This window comes from Maribacter huludaoensis (assembly GCF_029350945.1).
GTDB lineage: Bacteria > Bacteroidota > Bacteroidia > Flavobacteriales > Flavobacteriaceae > Maribacter > Maribacter huludaoensis.
This window is the reverse complement of the sequence record NZ_JARKMS010000007.1, coordinates 76,727-96,458: the sequence shown is the minus strand read 5'-3', so window position 1 is coordinate 96,458 and position 19,732 is coordinate 76,727. Positions and strand designations below refer to the sequence as shown.

At 38.0% G+C, this 19,732-nt stretch carries 16 protein-coding genes and 1 riboswitch; of the genes, 1 reads left to right on the top strand and 15 read right to left on the bottom strand.

What is annotated here, in order from left to right:
- Positions 1-99 precede the first annotated feature (99 nt).
- The 12 genes from metF to PXC01_RS17035 form a co-directional block, all read right to left on the bottom strand.
- Entirely contained in the window at positions 100-1,053 is a 954-nt protein-coding gene (metF, locus tag PXC01_RS17090) for a methylenetetrahydrofolate reductase [NAD(P)H] (protein ID WP_276473499.1), read from the bottom strand.
- Between the two features lie 176 nt (positions 1,054-1,229).
- The gene (metH, locus tag PXC01_RS17085; RefSeq protein ID WP_276473498.1) at positions 1,230-3,998 is read right to left on the bottom strand and encodes a methionine synthase; all 2,769 of its coding nucleotides are present in this window, start codon (positions 3,996-3,998) and stop codon (positions 1,230-1,232) included.
- On the bottom strand, positions 3,998-4,354 hold the full coding sequence (locus tag PXC01_RS17080) for a four helix bundle protein (RefSeq protein ID WP_276473497.1): 357 nt from the start codon (positions 4,352-4,354) through the stop codon (positions 3,998-4,000). Before PXC01_RS17080 ends, metH begins: the two co-directional genes overlap by 1 nt.
- Before the next feature lie 24 nt (positions 4,355-4,378).
- Complete coding sequence (locus PXC01_RS17075; RefSeq protein WP_276473496.1) at positions 4,379-5,380, bottom strand: homocysteine S-methyltransferase family protein; 1,002 nt, start codon at positions 5,378-5,380, stop codon at positions 4,379-4,381.
- A gap of 79 nt (positions 5,381-5,459) precedes the next feature.
- Positions 5,460-5,569, bottom strand: a riboswitch (SAM riboswitch).
- Positions 5,570-5,728: 159 nt separating this feature from the next.
- A complete protein-coding gene (locus tag PXC01_RS17070; RefSeq protein WP_276473495.1) occupies positions 5,729-6,790 on the bottom strand; it encodes an NAD(P)/FAD-dependent oxidoreductase in 1,062 nt (353 codons plus the stop codon).
- A 112-nt stretch (positions 6,791-6,902) separates the two neighbouring features.
- A complete protein-coding gene (cobA, locus tag PXC01_RS17065) occupies positions 6,903-7,706 on the bottom strand; it encodes a uroporphyrinogen-III C-methyltransferase (RefSeq protein ID WP_276473494.1) in 804 nt (267 codons plus the stop codon).
- A 3-nt stretch (positions 7,707-7,709) separates the two neighbouring features.
- Positions 7,710-9,800: a HEPN domain-containing protein gene (locus PXC01_RS17060; RefSeq protein WP_276473493.1), complete on the bottom strand. Its 2,091-nt coding sequence runs from the start codon at positions 9,798-9,800 to the stop codon at positions 7,710-7,712.
- Positions 9,801-9,911: 111 nt separating this feature from the next.
- A complete protein-coding gene (locus tag PXC01_RS17055) occupies positions 9,912-11,159 on the bottom strand; it encodes a sulfate adenylyltransferase subunit 1 (RefSeq protein ID WP_058105362.1) in 1,248 nt (415 codons plus the stop codon).
- A gap of 82 nt (positions 11,160-11,241) precedes the next feature.
- Entirely contained in the window at positions 11,242-12,192 is a 951-nt protein-coding gene (gene cysD / locus PXC01_RS17050) for a sulfate adenylyltransferase subunit CysD (RefSeq protein WP_276473492.1), read from the bottom strand.
- Between the two features lie 46 nt (positions 12,193-12,238).
- Positions 12,239-12,862, bottom strand: coding sequence for a phosphoadenosine phosphosulfate reductase domain-containing protein (locus tag PXC01_RS17045; RefSeq protein ID WP_276473491.1), 624 nt, complete (start codon positions 12,860-12,862; stop codon positions 12,239-12,241).
- Positions 12,863-12,876: 14 nt separating this feature from the next.
- Entirely contained in the window at positions 12,877-13,140 is a 264-nt protein-coding gene (locus tag PXC01_RS17040; protein WP_276473490.1) for a DUF2061 domain-containing protein, read from the bottom strand.
- Between the two features lie 198 nt (positions 13,141-13,338).
- Entirely contained in the window at positions 13,339-13,749 is a 411-nt protein-coding gene (locus PXC01_RS17035; RefSeq protein ID WP_276473489.1) for an RrF2 family transcriptional regulator, read from the bottom strand.
- Between the two features lie 86 nt (positions 13,750-13,835).
- Here PXC01_RS17035 and PXC01_RS17030 point away from each other — a divergent pair, with 86 nt between their 5' ends.
- Positions 13,836-14,369: a hypothetical protein gene (locus PXC01_RS17030; RefSeq protein WP_276473488.1), complete on the top strand. Its 534-nt coding sequence runs from the start codon at positions 13,836-13,838 to the stop codon at positions 14,367-14,369.
- Positions 14,370-14,439: 70 nt separating this feature from the next.
- Here PXC01_RS17030 and PXC01_RS17025 read toward each other — a convergent pair whose 3' ends face one another.
- The 3 genes from PXC01_RS17025 to thrA all read right to left on the bottom strand — a co-directional run bounded on the left by PXC01_RS17025 (position 14,440) and on the right by thrA (position 19,630).
- Positions 14,440-15,612 (bottom strand): trans-sulfuration enzyme family protein, encoded by a 1,173-nt coding sequence (locus tag PXC01_RS17025; protein WP_276473487.1) that lies wholly within the window; start codon positions 15,610-15,612, stop codon positions 14,440-14,442.
- 176 nt (positions 15,613-15,788) lie between these two features.
- Positions 15,789-16,097, bottom strand: coding sequence for a GIY-YIG nuclease family protein (locus PXC01_RS17020; RefSeq protein WP_276473486.1), 309 nt, complete (start codon positions 16,095-16,097; stop codon positions 15,789-15,791).
- 146 nt (positions 16,098-16,243) lie between these two features.
- Entirely contained in the window at positions 16,244-19,630 is a 3,387-nt protein-coding gene (thrA, locus tag PXC01_RS17015) for a bifunctional aspartate kinase/homoserine dehydrogenase I (RefSeq protein ID WP_276473485.1), read from the bottom strand.
- Positions 19,631-19,732 lie beyond the last annotated feature (102 nt).

Here is a 19,732-nt window from a genome sequence, read left to right as displayed (position 1 = left end):
AAATAGTTATAAGTATCAAGTACGAAGTATTAAGTACAAAGTATTATCATTATCGGATATTTTGTATTTAATACGCTCTACTAAATACTTTCTAAACCTTTAAAATAGTGCTTCCGCTATCGCCTTAATATTATCGGATTTCCCCATAGAATAGTAATGCAATACAGGAACACCTGCCGCCTTCAATTCTTTAGACTGTTGTATTGCCCATTCTATACCCACTTTACGTACATCTTTATTGGTGGCGCAAGCATCAACAGCTTCTATTAAATCTTGTGGCATATCTATTCTAAATACCTGCGGCAATAATTGCATGTGCCTCTTTACGGCAATAGGCTTAATGCCCGGTATAATAGGTACGGTAATTCCAATTTCCTTTGCTGCTTCTACAAATTCAAAATACTTTTTATTATCAAAGAACATTTGCGTAACCACATAATCCGCACCGGCATCTACCTTTTCCTTTAATCGCTTTAGGTCCGATTGTAATGATGGAGATTCTAAATGTTTTTCCGGATAACCGGCCACACCAATACAGAAATCACTGCAGTGTTCGCTTTCTATAGTTTCATGCAAATATTTACCACAGTTTAATGCCTGCACTTGCTTAACCAAATCTATAGCAAATGGATGACCGCCTTCTGTAGGTTCAAAATACTTTTGCTCACTACGGGCATCACCACGTAAAGCCATTACATTCTGTATGCCCAAATAATGACAATCTACCAACATGTACTCCGTCTCTTCCCTTGTAAAACCACCACAAAGCACATGAGGCACCGTATCAACATTATATTTATGTTGAATAGACGCACAAATACCTACAGTACCAGGTCTCATACGTGTTGTTTTCTTATCCAAAAGCCCTTCTTTCTTAATATAGATAGTTTCTTCACGCGATGTAGTCACATCAATGAACGGAGGGTTAAACTCCATTAAAGGATCAATATTATTGTACAATTCCTGAATATTTTTCCCCTTTACCGGCGGTACAATCTCAAAAGAAAAAAGTGTTTTTCCCTTTGCATTGGTGATATGGTCTGTAACTTTCATTTTATATTCTTTTACTCTTGGTTATGAGCAAACCTTCAAGAGGCTTATTTACTTTAATTCTTCTTTGGGCGTTCGGGCGGGCTTTTCGCTATATTTTTTCTATTTCAACAACTCTTTTTACTTAACATTGGCACAGTTCAGAAATAGAAAAAGATGCCGCTGCAATCCCTAACGCATTAGTCCACTATATTTGGTGCAAGCCATTTCTCGGCTTCTTCAAACGAAATCCCCTTTCGTTCCGCAAAATCCTTTACTTGATCCAGTTTTATTTTACCAAGACCAAAGTAACGGGCTTCCGGGTTACCAAAATAATACCCACTTACAGATGCGGCCGGCCACATGGCAAGACTATCTGTTAGCTCCACACCTATGGTTTCCTTTACTTTCAGAATATCCCAAATGGTCAATTTTTCCAAGTGATCGGGACAAGCAGGATAACCAGGCGCAGGACGAATACCTTTATAAGATTCCTTGATTAAATCTTCATTGCTCAGATCTTCATTGGCGGCATAACCCCAATGCGCTGTTCTCACCTCTTTATGCAAGTATTCAGCAAATGCTTCGGCTAAACGATCCGCCAATGCCTTTACCATGATGGAGTTATAGTCATCTAGGTCTTTCTCATATTGCGCCGCCATTTCTGCAGTACCAAACCCTGTGGATACACAGAAACAACCCATGTAATCTTGTTTCCCAGATTCTTTTGGAGCAATAAAATCCGCCAAGGCATAATCTGCGACTCCTTCCCTACGCTCTAATTGTTGGCGAAGGGTACGGAAAGTATAGTTTCCATCTGTTTCGGCTCCGCTAAGCGACCCTGTATTCCCTTCTAAACTTGAACTAGTATCGACTAAAATATCATCGTCATTAATGGAATTCGCAGGAAACAGTCCAAATACACCTTTAGCCTTTAATTTCTTTTCGGAAATTATCTTGTTCAGCATCACTTGAGCGTCTGCAAATAAATCGGTTGCTTGTTCCCCTACAACATCATCGGTCAATATTGCAGGATATTTACCATGCAGTTCCCAACTTCTAAAGAAGGGAGTCCAATCTATATAGGGAACCAAAAGATTCAGATCTAAATCTTCGATCACCTGAATACCCAAATTGTTCGGTTTTACAATTTCAGAAGTTTTCCAATCTATTTTAAACTTATTTCTACGTGCGGCAGAAATTGGCTTATATGTTTTACTGGATGAACGGTTCAAGAACTTTTCCCTAAACACATCATAATCATCTTTTATACTTTTCTTGTAGCTCGTAGCTGTTTCTTTCTGCAACAAATCGCCCACCACGGTTACCGCTCTAGAAGCATCGTTTACATGAACTACTGCCTCTTTATATTGTGGATCGATCTTTACCGCGGTATGTGCCTTACTGGTGGTTGCCCCACCGATCAACAACGGAATCTTGAAATCTTTACGTTGCATTTCCTTTGCCAAATGCACCATCTCATCCAATGATGGGGTAATTAATCCGCTAAGCCCTATAATATCTACATTATGCTCAATAGCTGCTGCAATAATTTTTTCCGGTGGCACCATTACGCCTAGATCAACGATCTCATAATTGTTACAGGCCAATACTACACCCACAATATTTTTACCTATATCATGAACATCGCCCTTTACGGTTGCCATTAATATCTTGCCGGCATTATCAGAATCTCCAACTTGCGGATTCAATAACTTTTCTTCTTCAATATAGGGTAATAAATAAGCTACCGCCTTTTTCATCACTCGGGCAGATTTTACCACCTGCGGCAAGAACATTTTTCCGCTACCGAATAAATCGCCCACCACGTTCATACCCGTCATTAAGTTGCCCTCAATAACCTCTATTGGCTTATCGGCAGCTACTCTAGCCTCTTCTACATCTTCAACAATATATTGATCAATACCTTTTACCAAGGCACGTGTAATTCTATCCTGTAAAGGTTCTTCTCTCCAAGAAAGATCTATTTTACTTTCCTTGGTTTTACCGACTACAGATTCTGCAAAATCTAATAAGCGCTCTGTTGCATCATCTCTTCTATTTAAGATAACGTCTTCTACATGCTCCAATAAATCTTTAGGAATATCATCATACACCTCTAGCATACTAGGATTTACAATACCCATGTTCATACCTGCTTTTATAGCGTGGTACAAGAAGACCGAGTGCATAGCCTCACGCACCGGGTTATTGCCCCTAAATGAAAACGAAACATTACTAACGCCACCACTTACACTGGCATGTGGCAAGTTTTCACGGACCCATCTTGTAGCTTCAATAAAATCAACAGCATTTAATTTATGCTCATCCATTCCCGTTGCTACCGGAAAAATATTTAAGTCGAAAATGATATCCTCTGGTGCAAAATTTACCTTGTTCACCAAAACATCATACGAACGTTTTGCTATTTCAATTCTACGGTCATAATTATCTGCCTGACCTACCTCATCAAAAGCCATAACAATTACCGCGGCACCATATCTTTTTATGAGTTTGGCATGGTGTATAAATTGCTCTTCGCCCTCTTTTAAGCTAATGGAGTTTACCACACATTTACCTTGAACAACTTGCAGACCAGCTTCAATGATTTCCCATTTAGAACTGTCGATCATAATAGGCACACGAGAAATATCCGGCTCTGATATAACAAGGTTTAAAAATTTCACCATGGCCTGTTTACCATCGATCAATCCGTCATCCATGTTAATATCAATAACCTGGGCACCATTTTCAACCTGCTCCCTAGCCACTGCCAACGCCTCTTCAAACTTTTCCTCTTTTACTAAACGAAGAAACTTTTTTGAACCCGCAACGTTTGTTCGCTCACCAACGTTTATGAAGTTGGTTTCGGGAGTGACTATTAGGGGTTCCAAACCTGACAATTTCAGGTATTTAGTTGTCGGTTGACCGTTGTCAGTTGATGGTTTATTTGAAATACTTCCAGACATTATTTGGTCTTTTTATAGTAATTGATAAACCCATTAATGAGTTTTTTACATTTTAAAATTTGCTTCGCAATCGATTCAAAATCTTCTTTAATCAAATATTCTTGATCCAAAGCAATGAATAACTGAGTTTCTAATTCATATAGAGAACCTCTAGAAATATGTAAAAACTGGATAGTATCTGCTGCTGTTCTTCTTCCACATCCTTCAGCTATATTTGACGGAACTGAAACAGCACAACGACGTATCTGATTTGTTAACCCATACATTTCAACTTTAGGAAACTGCTGAGAAACTTTATATATCAAATTCGCCAAAACCCTAGATTCTTTCCACACTTCTAATTCTGTATATTCCATTCAGTTACTATTTACTGACAACCATCAACCGACAGCTGTCAACTTTCTAGGTTCATACTTAGACACAACCTCAGCAATCGCAGTAATATGTTCCGGAGTGGTTCCGCAACAACCGCCAACTATATTTACCAATCCTTTTTCCGCGTATTCTTTAATCTGTTCCGCCATTTGCTCAGGAGTTTCGTCATACTCTCCAAATGCATTTGGCAAACCGGCATTGGGGTGCGCTGAGACCGCATGTTCACTTTTGGTGGACAACACCTCTAAATGAGGTACCAACTGGTTTGCACCTAAAGCACAATTAAACCCAACCGATAAAATAGGAATGTGAGATATGGATATTAAAAATGCCTCGGCCGTTTGACCCGATAACGTTCTACCGGATGCATCGGTAATAGTACCACTAACCATTATGGGAACATCTATATTTCGTTCTTCTTTAACTTCTTCTATGGCAAATAATGCTGCCTTGGCATTGAGCGTATCAAAAATGGTTTCTACCAATAAAATATCAGACCCACCATCTAATAAAGCTTCTACCTGTTGTTTATATGCAATACGTAGCTCATCAAAAGAAATAGCCCTATAACCTGGATCATTTACATCTGGTGACATACTTGCCGTTTTATTGGTGGGTCCAATACTACCGGCTACAAAACGAGGTTTATTTGGTTCTTTTGCAGTGAACTCATCTGCTACCATTTTGGCAATACGCGCAGATTCATAGTTGAGCTCATACACCAAATCTTCCATAAAATAATCTGCCATAGCAATCGTAGTCCCGGAAAAGGTATTGGTCTCTACAATATCTGCCCCAGCATCAAAATACTGACGGTGAACATCTGCTATAGCATCGGGTTGCGTTAACGACAACAAATCATTGTTACCTTGCAACGGATGTTCCCAATCCTTAAAGCGTTCTCCCCTAAAATCTTCTTCGGTAAACTTATAACGTTGAAGCATAGTACCCATGGCACCATCCAATATTAAAATACGCTCTTTTAAAATTTCTTTTATATCCTTCATTTTACGCTTAACAAATTATTTGTTCGCTTTAAAATATATGATATCAAGTAAGGAAAGGAAGGTAATTATGTTCTTTCTTTAGTTATCTGTCCTTTTGAATTAGGATAGAATGTAGCACCTTCTTTTCCATTACGGAAAGGGTTGCCAAGGTTTCACAGGGTCTAGTCCCTCCGCCTTTCTTGATAACAATACAATTTAATTAGGAACGAATTGCAAAGTAACGGCACTACTCGCTCTTTACCAAGACTTCAATGATTTTTTTAGCCAACGAAATTCTTAAAAAATGTCACAAAAAAAGCCCCCGCACGTCTAAAGCATCCGGAGGCCGTACTACTCAAATAATATAATTTATGCGATACTTTGTACTACTTCTTTCTTTGCTTCTTTCTTAGAACCATCAAAACCTTCAACACCACCAACGGTTGTATATTTCATTACAAAGCGCTTACCTGGGTTGATCTGCTGGTATGCATATTGACACATAACCGCTGCTTCATGGAAACCTGAAAGTATCAATTTTAACTTACCTTCATAAGTATTAACATCACCAATGGCATATACTCCCGGTATGTTGGTCTGGTAATCTTTTGCGTTATTTACCTTAATGGCATTTTTCTGAATTTCCAAGCCCCAATCACCTATAGGACCTAATTTTGGAGATAGACCGAATAAAGGAATAAAATTATCTACTTCTAAATAAGTATCTTCTTTCTCCTTATCCGTATGCTTAATAACTACTGCCTTAAGTTCATTTTCACCGTGCAGCTCTTTTACCTCAGCTTTGGTAATCAATTTGATTTTACCCAATTTCGCCAGTTCAGATGCTTTTTCAACGGAATCCAATGCCCCTCTAAATTCATCCCTTCTGTGTACCAAGGTTACTTCTGCCGCTACATCGGTCAAAAATATAGCCCAGTCCAAGGCAGAATCTCCACCACCGGCAATGACCACTTTTTTATTGCGATATACTTCTGGATCTTTGATCATATAGGAAACACCTGTATCTTCAAAGTTTACGATGTTAGCAATAGGTGGTTTTCTTGGCTCAAAAGAACCCAGACCACCTGCAATTACAACCACAGGTGCATTATGCTTTGTTCCTTTATTGGTAGTAACCACAAAAGAACCATCTTCTAACTTATCTAGCGTTTCCGCTCTTTCTCCCAAGGTAAATCCTGGTTCAAAAGGCTTTATCTGTTCCATAAGGTTATCTACCAAAGTACCTGCCAAAATTTCTGGAAATGCAGGAATATCATAGATAGGCTTTTTAGGATATATCTCTGAACACTGACCACCTGGTTGCGGTAAGGCGTCAATTAAATGCGTTTTTAACTTTAATAATCCTGCTTCAAATACCGTGAACAATCCGGTAGGTCCCGCTCCTATAATGAGCATATCTGTTTTAATCATAATTCTCTTTTTAGTAAAAAGTAATTCTACAAAGTTGACATCATTCTATACAACTACTTTTTAGCTTCTTTTAATTTCACTTATTCTATATACTTATCCTTTACTAAATATGCTATGCTTTATTTACTTCAACAAAACTGACATGCTCTTCAGCAAACTTATGAGTTGCCTCTGCTAACGCTTCACGATGTCTAACTACTTCTCCTATGATAATGATAGCAGGATTAGAAAGATTTTCTTTCTCCACCACATCAACTATGGTATCTATAGTCGCAACTCCTATTTTTTCATTCTTTCGCGTTCCGTTCTGAATTATAGCTATAGGTAATTCCGATTTACCTTCAGACTTGAATAATTCTACTATCTGAGGGAGTTTTGACATCCCCATCAATATGACTACCGTAGCACTACTTTTTGCAGCTAAGGCAACATCTGTTGACAATTTATGCTCTTTTGTAGTTCCTGTAATTACCCAAAAACTTTCTGAAGAACCTCTTTTTGTTACCGGAATGTTTTGATATGCAGGCACACTTAAACTTGACGATATACCTGGTACCATGGCTACTTGCAACCCATGAGAAGCGGCATATTCCATTTCTTCCGAACCGCGACCGAATACAAAAGGATCTCCTCCTTTTAACCGCACCACATGTCCGTTAGATTTTGCCCTACTTACAATAAGCTCATTAATTTGCTCTTGTTGATATGCATAGCATCCTTTGCGTTTACCTACAAAAATCAATTCTGCATTCTTGGCATAATCCAGCAACTCCTCGTTTACCAAAGCATCGTACAAAACCACATCGGCATTTTCCAGCGTTCTGATCGCTTTTAACGTGATCAGCTCCACATCACCTGGTCCTGCACCAACTACGGTCAATTTAGGTTTCTTTATATGTTGTAAATGATTTGTCATTATCTATGCTTCTGCCAATTCTTGCTGTCTGAACTTTTCAACAGTTTCCAAAAATTCTTTTGCATCCTTTATGTAAGATTGTGCAAATTCTTTTGTTGGTTCGTTCTGATTTAATTGAAGTACCAATTTTTCAAATCCACCAGCTACGGCAATTCTGCCATCGGCAACAAATTTCTCATCAAAATCCTTAATGATACTTACGTGGGTATTCACTTTAGTATTTTCTGCGGTCAACATCGCCTTAGCCGAGTTTACCATAGAAGAATATGCGTGATAAATACTGGCAGACCATTTTTCGGCATCGAACATTTCTTGTGCATTCTGAATTTTTTCTTCACTTTCAAAAAGTAATGTTGCAATCAAGTCGATAACAACACCTGCACATTCACCTACACCTATAGCTTTTTCATAACGCTCCGTATTACCCCAATCTATAAAGTCTTCTGGCGTTAAGTCATCTATTGATGATAATGGCGTAAGAAAATCATAGAAATACATCTGTCCTTTTTCGGCATAATAATCCGGGAACGATAGATCTCCACCATTGGCATCAAAATCATTTAAGATCAAACGCAGTGCTTCCGGACCTCTTTTACTTGGCACTTTCACCACTTTGTCCGCAAAACGACCGTTACCGTTACCATCATTGCTACCGCCCAACAACACTTGAAGCGCAGGAGCTACCAATTTATCCTTTGTACGAACGGACATGCCCTGAAAACCAATATTTGCCATATTGTGCTGCCCACAGGCATTCATACAACCACTGATTTTTATGACAACATCATCGTTATTTATATAATCTGGGTATTCTGTTTTTATCACTCTTTCCAGTTCCTCTGCAATTCCCGTACTACTTGCAATTCCTAGGTTACAGGTATCCGTACCAGGACAAGCAGTGATATCAAGAGCCTTATTATAACCAGCCTCAACAAAACCTAACTTTTCCAATTCAGTATAAAAGAATGCTACGTTCTCTTCTTTTACGAAAGGAATCAAAATATTTTGACGTAAGGACAATCTTAACTCACCTGCTGCATATTTCTGTACCAAGTTTGCCAATAAACGTGCTTTATCCGTATAGAAATCACCTAATAACACTTTAATACCCAAAGCAACATAACCTGGTTGTTTTTGTGGTATTACGTTGGTAGATTTCCACTGTTCAAAAGCTTTTACGTCACTAATTTCTACTGCAGGAACCTCTAATTCTGACACCTTTAACTTAGGATATGCCTCTGGGTCTATTGGAAAAGTATCAAAAGGTACCGCCGTTTTCTCTGCCGCCAAAAGCTCCTTAAATCCGTCAAGACCTAAATCTTTCAACAAGAATTTCATTCTAGCTTTAGCTCTACTTTTACGTTCACCGTAACGGTCAAAAACACGAACTACGGTTTCCATTAAAGGAATTATCTGATCCGCAGGCAAAAAGCTATACAACTCATCGGCATGTCGTGGTTGTGAACCCAATCCGCCACCAAGCATTACTTTAAAACCTATTTCACCATTTTGTATTTTGGCAATAAAGCCCAAATCATGCATATAGGACAAACCTGTATCTGCATCACTTGCGGAAAAAGAAACTTTGAACTTACGTCCCATTTCTTGACTTACAGGATTTCTAAGGAAATACTGAAATAATGCGTGTGCATATGGTGAAACATCAAAAGGTTCATCAACATCAATACCAGCGGTTTCACTTGCGGTTACGTTACGTACCGTGTTACCACAGGCTTCTCTTAACGTAATTTCATCTTTCTCCAATTCTGCCCACAACTGCGGCGTTCTATTCAAATCTACATAGTGGATCTGAATATCTTGGCGTGTGGTAATATGCAATCTACCTGTAGAATATTCGTCCGACACATCACAAATACGAAGCAACTGCTTAGAGGTCACCTTACCATAAGGCAACTTTATACGAATCATTTGAACCCCTTCTTGACGCTGTCCGTAAACACCACGTGCCAACCGAAGACTTCTAAATTTTTCTTCATCTAGCTTGCCACCATGAAACTCATGAATTTTACGTTCCAATTCAAGAATATCCTTTTCAACTACCTGATTTTCTAATTCTGTTCTAAAACTTTGCATTGCTTAGTATTAAATGTTCAGTATAAATACCGATGTAAATTATTACTATATTTTGCCTATAGATTTTATAGACTTAATAAAAACAGTCAATATAAAATTGACCTGTTTATATTAACTTATGAATCCTGCACCTACGGTACTGTTGGATTTTGTATCGATCAATATAAATGAACCGTTTGTTCTGTGATTTTTAAATTGATCATAGAAAATTGGTTTATTTAAACGGAAACTCACTTGAGCAATATCATTCATGCCCAAAGACTCCGTTTTTTCATCTATACCAGAATAATCTGGAGCGATCTTATGGTGCACTTGCTCTACCTTTGCCAATACTTTGTTGACACCATGTTGAACAATATATTTATTACCGGCTGCCAAAGGCAATGAATCCATCCAAGAGATCGTTGCCGTAAATTGCTTGTCTACCGTTGGCAGATCACCCGCTTTCACTAACATATCTCCGCGACTCAAATTAATTTCATCTTCCAATGTTATGGTTACCGATGATCTCCTTGATGCCGTTTTATATTTCTTATCATGAAAATAAATATCCTTTATTTTAGAGCGTGTCTGTGACGGAAGCGCCACTACCTCATCACCTACGCTTAATTCGCCACCATATACTTTACCGGCAAATCCCCTAAAATCATGGTGCTCATCCGTCTTTGGACGGATAACATATTGCACCGGGAAACGTGGTGTACCCACATTGAAAATATCCTTTCTATCCAATGCTTCAAAATGCTCTAACAAAGACTGTCCCTTATACCAAGGGGTCTTGTCTGACAAGTTTACTACGTTATCCCCTTTCAACGCGCTTACAGGAATAAAAGTAATTTTCTGATCTTGATAATCTCTCTTTGCCATCAATGCCTCAAAATCAGCTTTAATTGCATTGTAAGTTTCTTCAGAATAATCTACCAGATCCATCTTATTAATAGCTACCACTACATCTTTTATACGTAATAGGTTATTGATAAAAAAGTGTCTATTAGTCTGCTCTATTACCCCTTTACGTGCATCGATCAAAATGATCGCAGCTTGTGAAGTTGAAGCTCCAGTTACCATGTTACGCGTATATTCTACGTGCCCAGGTGTATCTGCTATAATGTAACTTTTCTTTGCCGTTGAGAAATAGATATGGGCCACATCGATTGTGATACCTTGCTCACGTTCCGCTACCAGACCATCTGTTGCCAAAGAGAAATCTAAATAATCATATCCCTTTTGCTTACTGGTCTTTTCTATTGCCTCTAATTTATCGCTGGTCAGTGACTTTGTATCATACAATATTCTCCCAATCAAGGTACTTTTACCGTCATCTACACTACCTGCTGTTGCTATTTTTAGTACTTCCAATTTCGTTGTTCGTTGTCGGTTGTTGGTTGTTAGTTTTATTCGTGATCTACTATCAACGAACAACTAACAACTATCAACCAGATTAAAAATATCCTTGTTGTTTTCTTTTTTCCATTGCCGCTTCTGAACGCTTATCGTCTATACGCGCGCCACGCTCTGAAATGGATGAATCCCTAATTTCCTCTACTACCTTATCAATCGTTTCTGCATCTGAAAGAACGGCTGCCGTACAAGACATATCGCCTACGGTACGAAAACGCACCAAACGTTCTTCTACCACCTCATCTTCTTCCCTAAAAACGATACCATCTTCTGCAGACCAGATCATACCGTCCCTTAAGAAGGTTTTACGCTTATGTGCAAAATAGATGGAAGGAATTTCAATTTGCTCCTCTTTGATGTACGACCAAACATCTAACTCCGTCCAATTAGAAATAGGGAACACTCTTACGTTTTGACCCAATTCTATTTGCCCGTTCAACATATCGAACAACTCTGGGCGCTGATTACGCTCATCCCACTGACCAAAATCATCACGAACAGAAAATATACGTTCTTTTGCACGTGCCTTTTCCTCATCTCTACGAGCTCCACCAATACAAGCGTCGAACTTAAATTCTTCAATGGCATCTAACAACGTTGTTGTCTGCAAGCTATTTCTACTTGAATACCTACCAGATTCTTCTTTTACCTTACCTTGATCAATAGAATCCTGTACATTACGTACAATTAATTCCAGACCCAACTCCTCTACCAATCTATCTCTAAATTCTATGGTTTCAGGAAAGTTATGACCTGTATCTATATGCATTAAAGGGAAAGGAATTTTTGATGGCCAAAATGCCTTCTGTGCCAAACGCACCAATGTGATCGAGTCTTTTCCTCCCGAAAACAAAAGTACCGGCTTCTCAAACTGAGCTGCTACCTCCCTTATAATATAAATGGCCTCATTTTCAAGGGCATTTATTTGAGATGTATCTTTTAAAAGGTCTAAAGAAGGGGTTGCCTCCAATTCCGTGCTTGTATTACTCATTATACTTTTTTAGATCAATTATCTTTATTTTTTCTACTACCTAGGGTTAACTATGCAACCCGCACTCCCTATTTGCCAACACTTTGGTTGGATCAAAATAGTTATGCTCGTTAGGTAAATCATACTTTTTCAAATAGGCATCTAGCTGAGTATCGTTCCAATGATAAAACGGACTCACTTTTAATACACCGTCTTTACTTAGGCTTAATATATCCAAACTATCCCTATGTGCGGTCTGCCCTTTTCTAAGGTTAGTAAACCAAACATCTGGTTTAAAATCTGCCATTGCCCTTTTAAAAGGCTCCAATTTTACCTGCTCGGTAAACTCTGCATGCCTAGGATCATCTATTTGTGGTATACCCATTACGGCATCTCTATGCGCGGTAGTTTGTTTTGGTACATATAATTTTATGTTCAAGTTCAACCTTTCAGTCAACTCTTCTGCATGTTTATAGGTTTTAGGAGTATTATACCCTGTATCGCACCAAACTACAGGAATATCTTTTCTCACCTCTGAAACGGCATGCAAAATAGCCACTTCGTATGGTCTAAAATTTGTAGTTACTACAGGAACCTGAGCATGTTTTACTGCCCAAGAAATAATTTCTTGAGGTGGTATTCCTTTAAACTGAACGTTCAATTGTTGAACTTGTGTTTCTGTCAATGCCATAATCCTTTGCTTTTCTATTTACCCCACTTTACTAAATTCCAGATTCTTTCGTGAAAAAAATACAGAATCATTTTTGTTACAAAATCTATAGAGGCAATAGAGGCTGCAATAGAAATTTCACCTGTTAATATATAGGATATCACCAACGTATCTAACGTACCAATTACCCTCCAACTAAACGCTTTTGCAATACTACGTAGCGGTTTCTCTGAAGTTTTATCTTCTTTATAGGTAGTCTTTGACTCTTTTTTATTCAAAACAAGTTGATCTGCAATCATCTTTTACTTAATTTTTATTACCCTACTAATTTAATAGAGTTTTCAAAAATAGTATATATTTTCAAAGTAGTCGCCAAAAATTCAGATAAATTTCTATTACCCTATAGATTTAGTAGATTATTAACAAATGGACACAAAAATTTACTATTTCGCAACATATTGAATTCCAATAAAATAATAATGAATGAATTTTGAACGCTAAGAAATGATATCCTTTAAAGTATTGCTTCTATACACCTCTAAGGCACTATCACGCACCTGCAACATTAATTTATGTACGGAGCATGTGTTTTCATCAGGACAATCATCGCAGGTCTCATAGAAATTGAGGCTTACACATGGCACCATGGCTATAGGGCCTTCAAGCACCCTCATAACATCGGTCATTGAAATCTCCTCTGGAGTTTTTAACAAATAGTATCCCCCGCCTTTACCTTTCTTAGAACCCAAAAATCCCGTTTTCCTCAAACTTAGAAGTATACTCTCCAAAAATTTTTGAGAGATATTTTCTTTCTCGGCAATTTCTGAGATTTGAACTGGTTTTTTATCAGGTTGAGACGCCAAAAAAGCTAGCGCCTTTAAACCATATTTTGTCTTTTTTGAGAGCATGTTGCTAAGATAGCCAAATAAAAAATATGTACTAAATACTTGAATCAACAAAACATCGTTATACAGTCACAACCATTAAATTAATTATGAAAAAAGTACACTTATTATCGATTATTACAATGTTCGCTTTAGTTTTCACATCATGTTCTAGTGACGATGACGCTTCTGTTTCTGCCGCTAGCGAGAGTGAAATAATTGGAACATGGAACTTGACCGCTCTTGAAACTAAAGATGGTGAGTCCGTTACAACTTTTGAACAAACTTCTATAGAAACTACGTTTACGTCTATTGGAAAAGATTTTGACACGGTCGTCACTTTTTCCGAAGACCCACAGAATGTTATTAGCGAAGGTTCTTACACTACTATATTGACTACAACCTTTATGGGAGAATCACAATCTGAAGAAATAGTTGGTGAAGATTTTTTTCAATCCGATAAATGGAGACTAGATGGCAACACTTTATATTTTGTTTCTAGTGATGAAGAAGAAATTGGATTGACCATTACAGAGTTAACCGATTCTAAAATGTCTCTTAGATATGAATTAGACGATACCGTTGAAGTTTTGGGCGGTACTACAAGTGTTAGTGCCACTTATAATATGACATTAACAAAATAACCTTCCATATATAAAACAAACAAAAAGCCCGGTATGTACCGGGCTTTTTTTGTTTTTATCACTATCTCTTTTAGCCTAAAGCTTGAGCAATATCCGCTATGATATCGTCTATATGTTCCAGACCTACAGAAATTCTGACCGTACCATCTGATATGCCCACCGCAGCACGTTCCTCTACACTTAATTTACTATGTGTTGTTGATGCCGGATGTGTTACTATGGTTCTTGAATCTCCTAAATTGGCAGAAAGGGATAATAGTTTAATGGAATCGAAAAACTCCCTACCCGCTTCTAATCCGCCTTTAACTTCAAAGGCTACTACACAACCACCCGCTTTCATTTGCTTTTTTGCAATTTCATATTTTGGGTGCGATTTTAAAAACGGATATTTTACCCAATTTACCTTATCGCTCGCTTCTAAATATTCGGCTAACTTTAAAGCATTATCACAATGCCTATCAACTCTTATTGCCAGTGTTTCTAAACTTTTAGAAAGTACCCACGCATTGAAAGGTGAAAGTGCCGGACCGGTAATTCGTGAGAATCGATATACTTTATCCATCAATTCTGCACTACCTACGGTAATCCCTGCCAAAACCCTACCTTGACCATCCATTAGTTTGGTACCGGAATGTATGACCAAATCCGCCCCAAATTTAATAGGCTGTTGTAAGTAAGGTGATGCAAAACAATTATCTATGATTAAAATTAGATTATTCTTTTTGGCAATTTTACCCAATTCCTCCAAATCTAATACATCAACACCTGGATTGGTAGGTGTTTCCGCATAGATGATTTTTGTTTTCGGAGTAATTAGATTTTCAATTTCTTCTAAGGCATCTATTTTAAAGTATGTGTGATCAATATTCCACTTTGGAAAAAAGTTGGTAAATAACGAGTGCGTAGAACCAAAAATACTTCTTGCCGATAGCACATGATCACCGCTATCTAACAATGCTGCCAATGTAGAAAATACAGCTGCCATACCCGATGAAAAAGCAAATCCGCTCTCTGCACCTTCCATTTGGCATACCTTTTCTATAAATTCAGATGAATTTGGATTAGAGTATCTTGAGTATATATTACGATCTTTTTCCTCGGCGAACGAAGCACGCATATCTTCAGCATCTTCAAATACAAAACTAGAGGTCAAATACAATGGAACGGAATGCTCCAAATTTACGCTTCGTTTTAATTGTGTACGTATTGCGTTCGTTTCAAATTTATTGTTGTTTTTTTTCATTTCTTTACTTTTTGGCTTCGGCTACGCTCAGCCACCTAATCTCGGCTACCGTCAGCCACTTAAACTAACTAATTTACTCTTATTCACATTATTTGGCTTCGGCTACGCTCAGCCACCTAATCTCGGCTACGCTCAGCCACCTAATCTCGGCTACCGTCAGCCGAATTGATATTTTATTATTCTTTAAAATATCTATAATGTGTATCATTTTGGCATTCTGCCAAACCTGGCAACTTACCTAATTCCCCATTAATTAATGCTTCTTTCTTTTCTCTTCTCCAACCTTGTATTTGTTTCTCTCTATAAAATGCAGAATCAATCCTTACATACTCTTCTACATAAACCAACTTCACAGGTAATCTTAATCTTGTATGATTAGCCCCTTTACCTTCTTGGTGTTCTACTATTCTTTTATCTAAGTCTTTTGTACTACCAGTATAATAACTTCCGTCTGAACATTCCAAAATATACATGAATCCTGACATACAATTATCATTTATTGGCTTCGGCTACACTCAGCCACCAACATTAAACTTTCTTATTTTTATTACTATAACTTGGATTCAGCTATCTCAGCTGCCAGCCTTTTACCTACCAAATATTGGTACGCGGTGACTGAGCGGAGCCGAAGTCATCCTTTCTCCGCAATTCGTAATATATCACCAAAGACACCTCTTGCGGTTACTGCTGCGCCCGCGCCTGCGCCTTGTATTACTAACGGATTTTCCCCGTAAGATTCCGTATAGATCTCTATAATGGAATCCGACCCTTTTACTTGCCCTAAGGCACTTTCTTTTGGTACGGAGACCAATTTTACATCTAACACTCCTTTTTCTTTCTGAAGATTGCCATGCAGATCACCTACATAACGCAATACATGATCTGGTTTTTGGTTCTTCTTAATTTCATTGAACTTGGCATCCAACACTTCTAAATGCTGTAAGAAGAAATCTACCTGACCATCTTGCAATTTTTTAGGTATCAGGTTTTCAATATTGATATCTGCAAACTCATTATGCAAATCTAGCTCACGTGCTAAAATCAATAATTTACGCCCAACATCATTTCCAGAAAGGTCTTCACGTGGATCTGGTTCCGTAAATCCTTTTTGCATTGCATCTTTCAAAATCGATGAAAAAGGTACATCCACTTCTGAGAATGTATTGAAAATATAACTTAAAGAACCTGAAAACACGCCTTTTATCCTTGTAATATTCTCTCCGGATAAATGTAACAACTTAATGGTATCAATCAATGGCAAACCTGCTCCTACATTGGTTTCATACAGATATTGTTTTTGATTTTTTTGCAATTCCTCCCTCAGTAACTGATAAAAATCATAACGCAAGGTATTGGCAATTTTGTTAGATGACACAATATCAAAACCATGCTCTACAAATTCAAAATAGTTGGCAACAAAATCTTTACTTGCCGTATTATCTATTACAATAAGGTTCTCCAAATGGTGACGCTTTGCAAATTCAAAGACATCATCAACCTTATACGGTTTTCCTTTCTGCTCCAGTTGTGTTTTCCAATTCTTGGCAATACCCTTTTCATTCAACAATATCTTTTTAGAATTTGCAATTCCAAAAACCCTTAGGTCTAATTTCTTGCGCTCTTTAATGGACTTTGCCGACTTTAAAATTTGTTCTATCAACGTACCGCCTACATTACCGTGACCGAAAATCAAAATATTAATTTTCTTGCTGATGCCGAACACCTGACCGTGCATAACATTTACCGCCTTATGCAAATCTGATTTCTTTACCACCAAACTTACGTTCTTGCCAGATACCGTATTATTGAACAACAACGGTACGATCTGGTTTTTAATCAATGCATTGAACGGATTGTGAAAAGTGCTTAAATCTTGACCTACGATAGATATGATAGATACATCATCCATCACCGTAATCATATTAACATCTTTTGATTCAAAGTCGTTGCTAAATTCATTTTCCAGTGCGAGCTTTGCCCTTTTTGCCTTATCCTTTTTCACCACAAGACCTATTCCCCTTTCAGATGATCCTTGAGAAATAATGCTCACACTAATATTGCTAGATTGCAAGGCTTTAAAAATACGGGCATCTACCCCTACTTTCCCTAACAAGCCACGACCTTCTATATTGATCATAGCAACATCTTCTATTACCGAGAGCGACTTTATACCTTCTTTACTGGATTTGGCACTTATTAAAGTACCCTCATTATCATCATTGTAGGTATTTAAAATACGTAACGGAATATTCTTCTCTATTAAGGGAATTATGGTTTTGGCATGTAGAATGGTTGCTCCAAAATTGGCGAGCTCATTTGCTTCTTCATAAGACAGGTTCGCCAGTCTTTTCGCCTCTGGTACATAATCAGGGTTTGCCGTATAAATACCATCAACATGGGTGTAATTCTGTAATTCTTCGGCATCTAAAAAATTTGCCAATAATGCCGCGGAATAATTACTGCCATTTCTACCCAAAGTCGTTGTCTCGTTCTCCACTGTAGAGGCTATAAAACCGGTTACTACCGCTACCGTATCACTCGGAATTTCAGCGAATTTTAAAAGCACCAATTCTTTGGATTCATTTTCAAGCACCTTGGCGTCACCAAAGGTATCATCAGTCTTAATGACTTCACGTGTATCTACAAGTTTGGCATTGATCCCTTTACCGATCAATAGTTTGGTTACCAGTTTGGCAGAGATCAACTCGCCATACGCCAACACCTCATCTTTTATTTTGGCACTGTAATCTCCCAACAGGGAAACTCCTTCATACAGCTTTGCCAAGCCCTTGAATTCGGAAGATAGATTTACGTTGGAATAGGTATGTTTTTGATACTTCTCCAGTGCTTCAAAATCTGACCTATAATCTTTTCCCTTGGCTGCTTTCTCTAGCATATCCTCTAGCTGATCCGTAGCCTTTTCCCTAGCGGAAACCACCATGGCTACATTCTCATTGTTCTTGACCTTTTGTGTAACGATATCCAAAACACGCTCAAGTCCCTCGCCATTGCTCAACGATTTACCACCAAATTTTAGGATTTTGATCTTCTTGATATTACCGTTGGTATTAAAAATACCGGTCAGCAATTTTTCCATCTGATCAAACTCGATCAAAAAGGCATCATGCCCATGTAACGATTGTACTTCGCCATAGGTTACATTACTCTTTGCCTGCGCCAATTGCTTAAAGGTATCTTTGTTTTCTTGGGCAGTAAAGAACATATCCGAATCTACCCCGATAATATGAATATTGGTATCGCTATTTTGTAGCTTAATAAAATTCTCATCACCATCCCTAGTTACATCAATGGTCTTTAACAATTGGTTCATCAACTTATACGCAGACAATTGAAAACGCTCTTGTAGCTTATCGCCATGGTGCATTAACCAACTTTCTACATTAAAAACCTTAAGCTCCTCATTGGTACTTCGTTTAAATCGTTCTTTAAAGGAAGCCGGGGTCCTATAACATAGCATGGCATGCATACGGGCATCATGCACAGGTTGTTTAGAATTCACTAAAAACTGTTCCTGTATTTGGCAATTGGCTATTAACCAATCGGTCGATTTCCAGTCAGATGCCACAGGAATCAAATGTTCTGTCAGCGTTGGGTGCAATGCAGCCATTTCCCAAGCGATACCGCCACCTAAAGATCCACCGATCAATGCAAACAAACGCTCTAACTTTAACTGTTGTAGGCCCAATAAAAATATTCTAGCTACATCACCGGCTACAAAATCCTTATAGTTCTCAATTACAAACTTATCATGACCATTACCCGGAATATTGAATGCCAAAATAGTGTACTTGTTGGTATCTATACACTTCTCTTCCCCGATCAAGGCAGACCACCAACCATTTTCACCGGTAACATTAGAATTGCCCGTTAATGCATGGTTCACCAATATAATGGGTGCAGTATGCAATTTTTTTCCAAATACCTGATACGATAATTGAATATCTTGAACACTACCGCTTAGGGTCTTGTATTTTTTAATCTGTAGTTGATGTAACATCTATTTCAAAATCAATTTGTGGCTGAATTTCGACTGCGCTCAGCCACCACATGTAAAATAATATTCTTGAACCTTCAATGACTTCGGCTAGGCTCAGCCGCC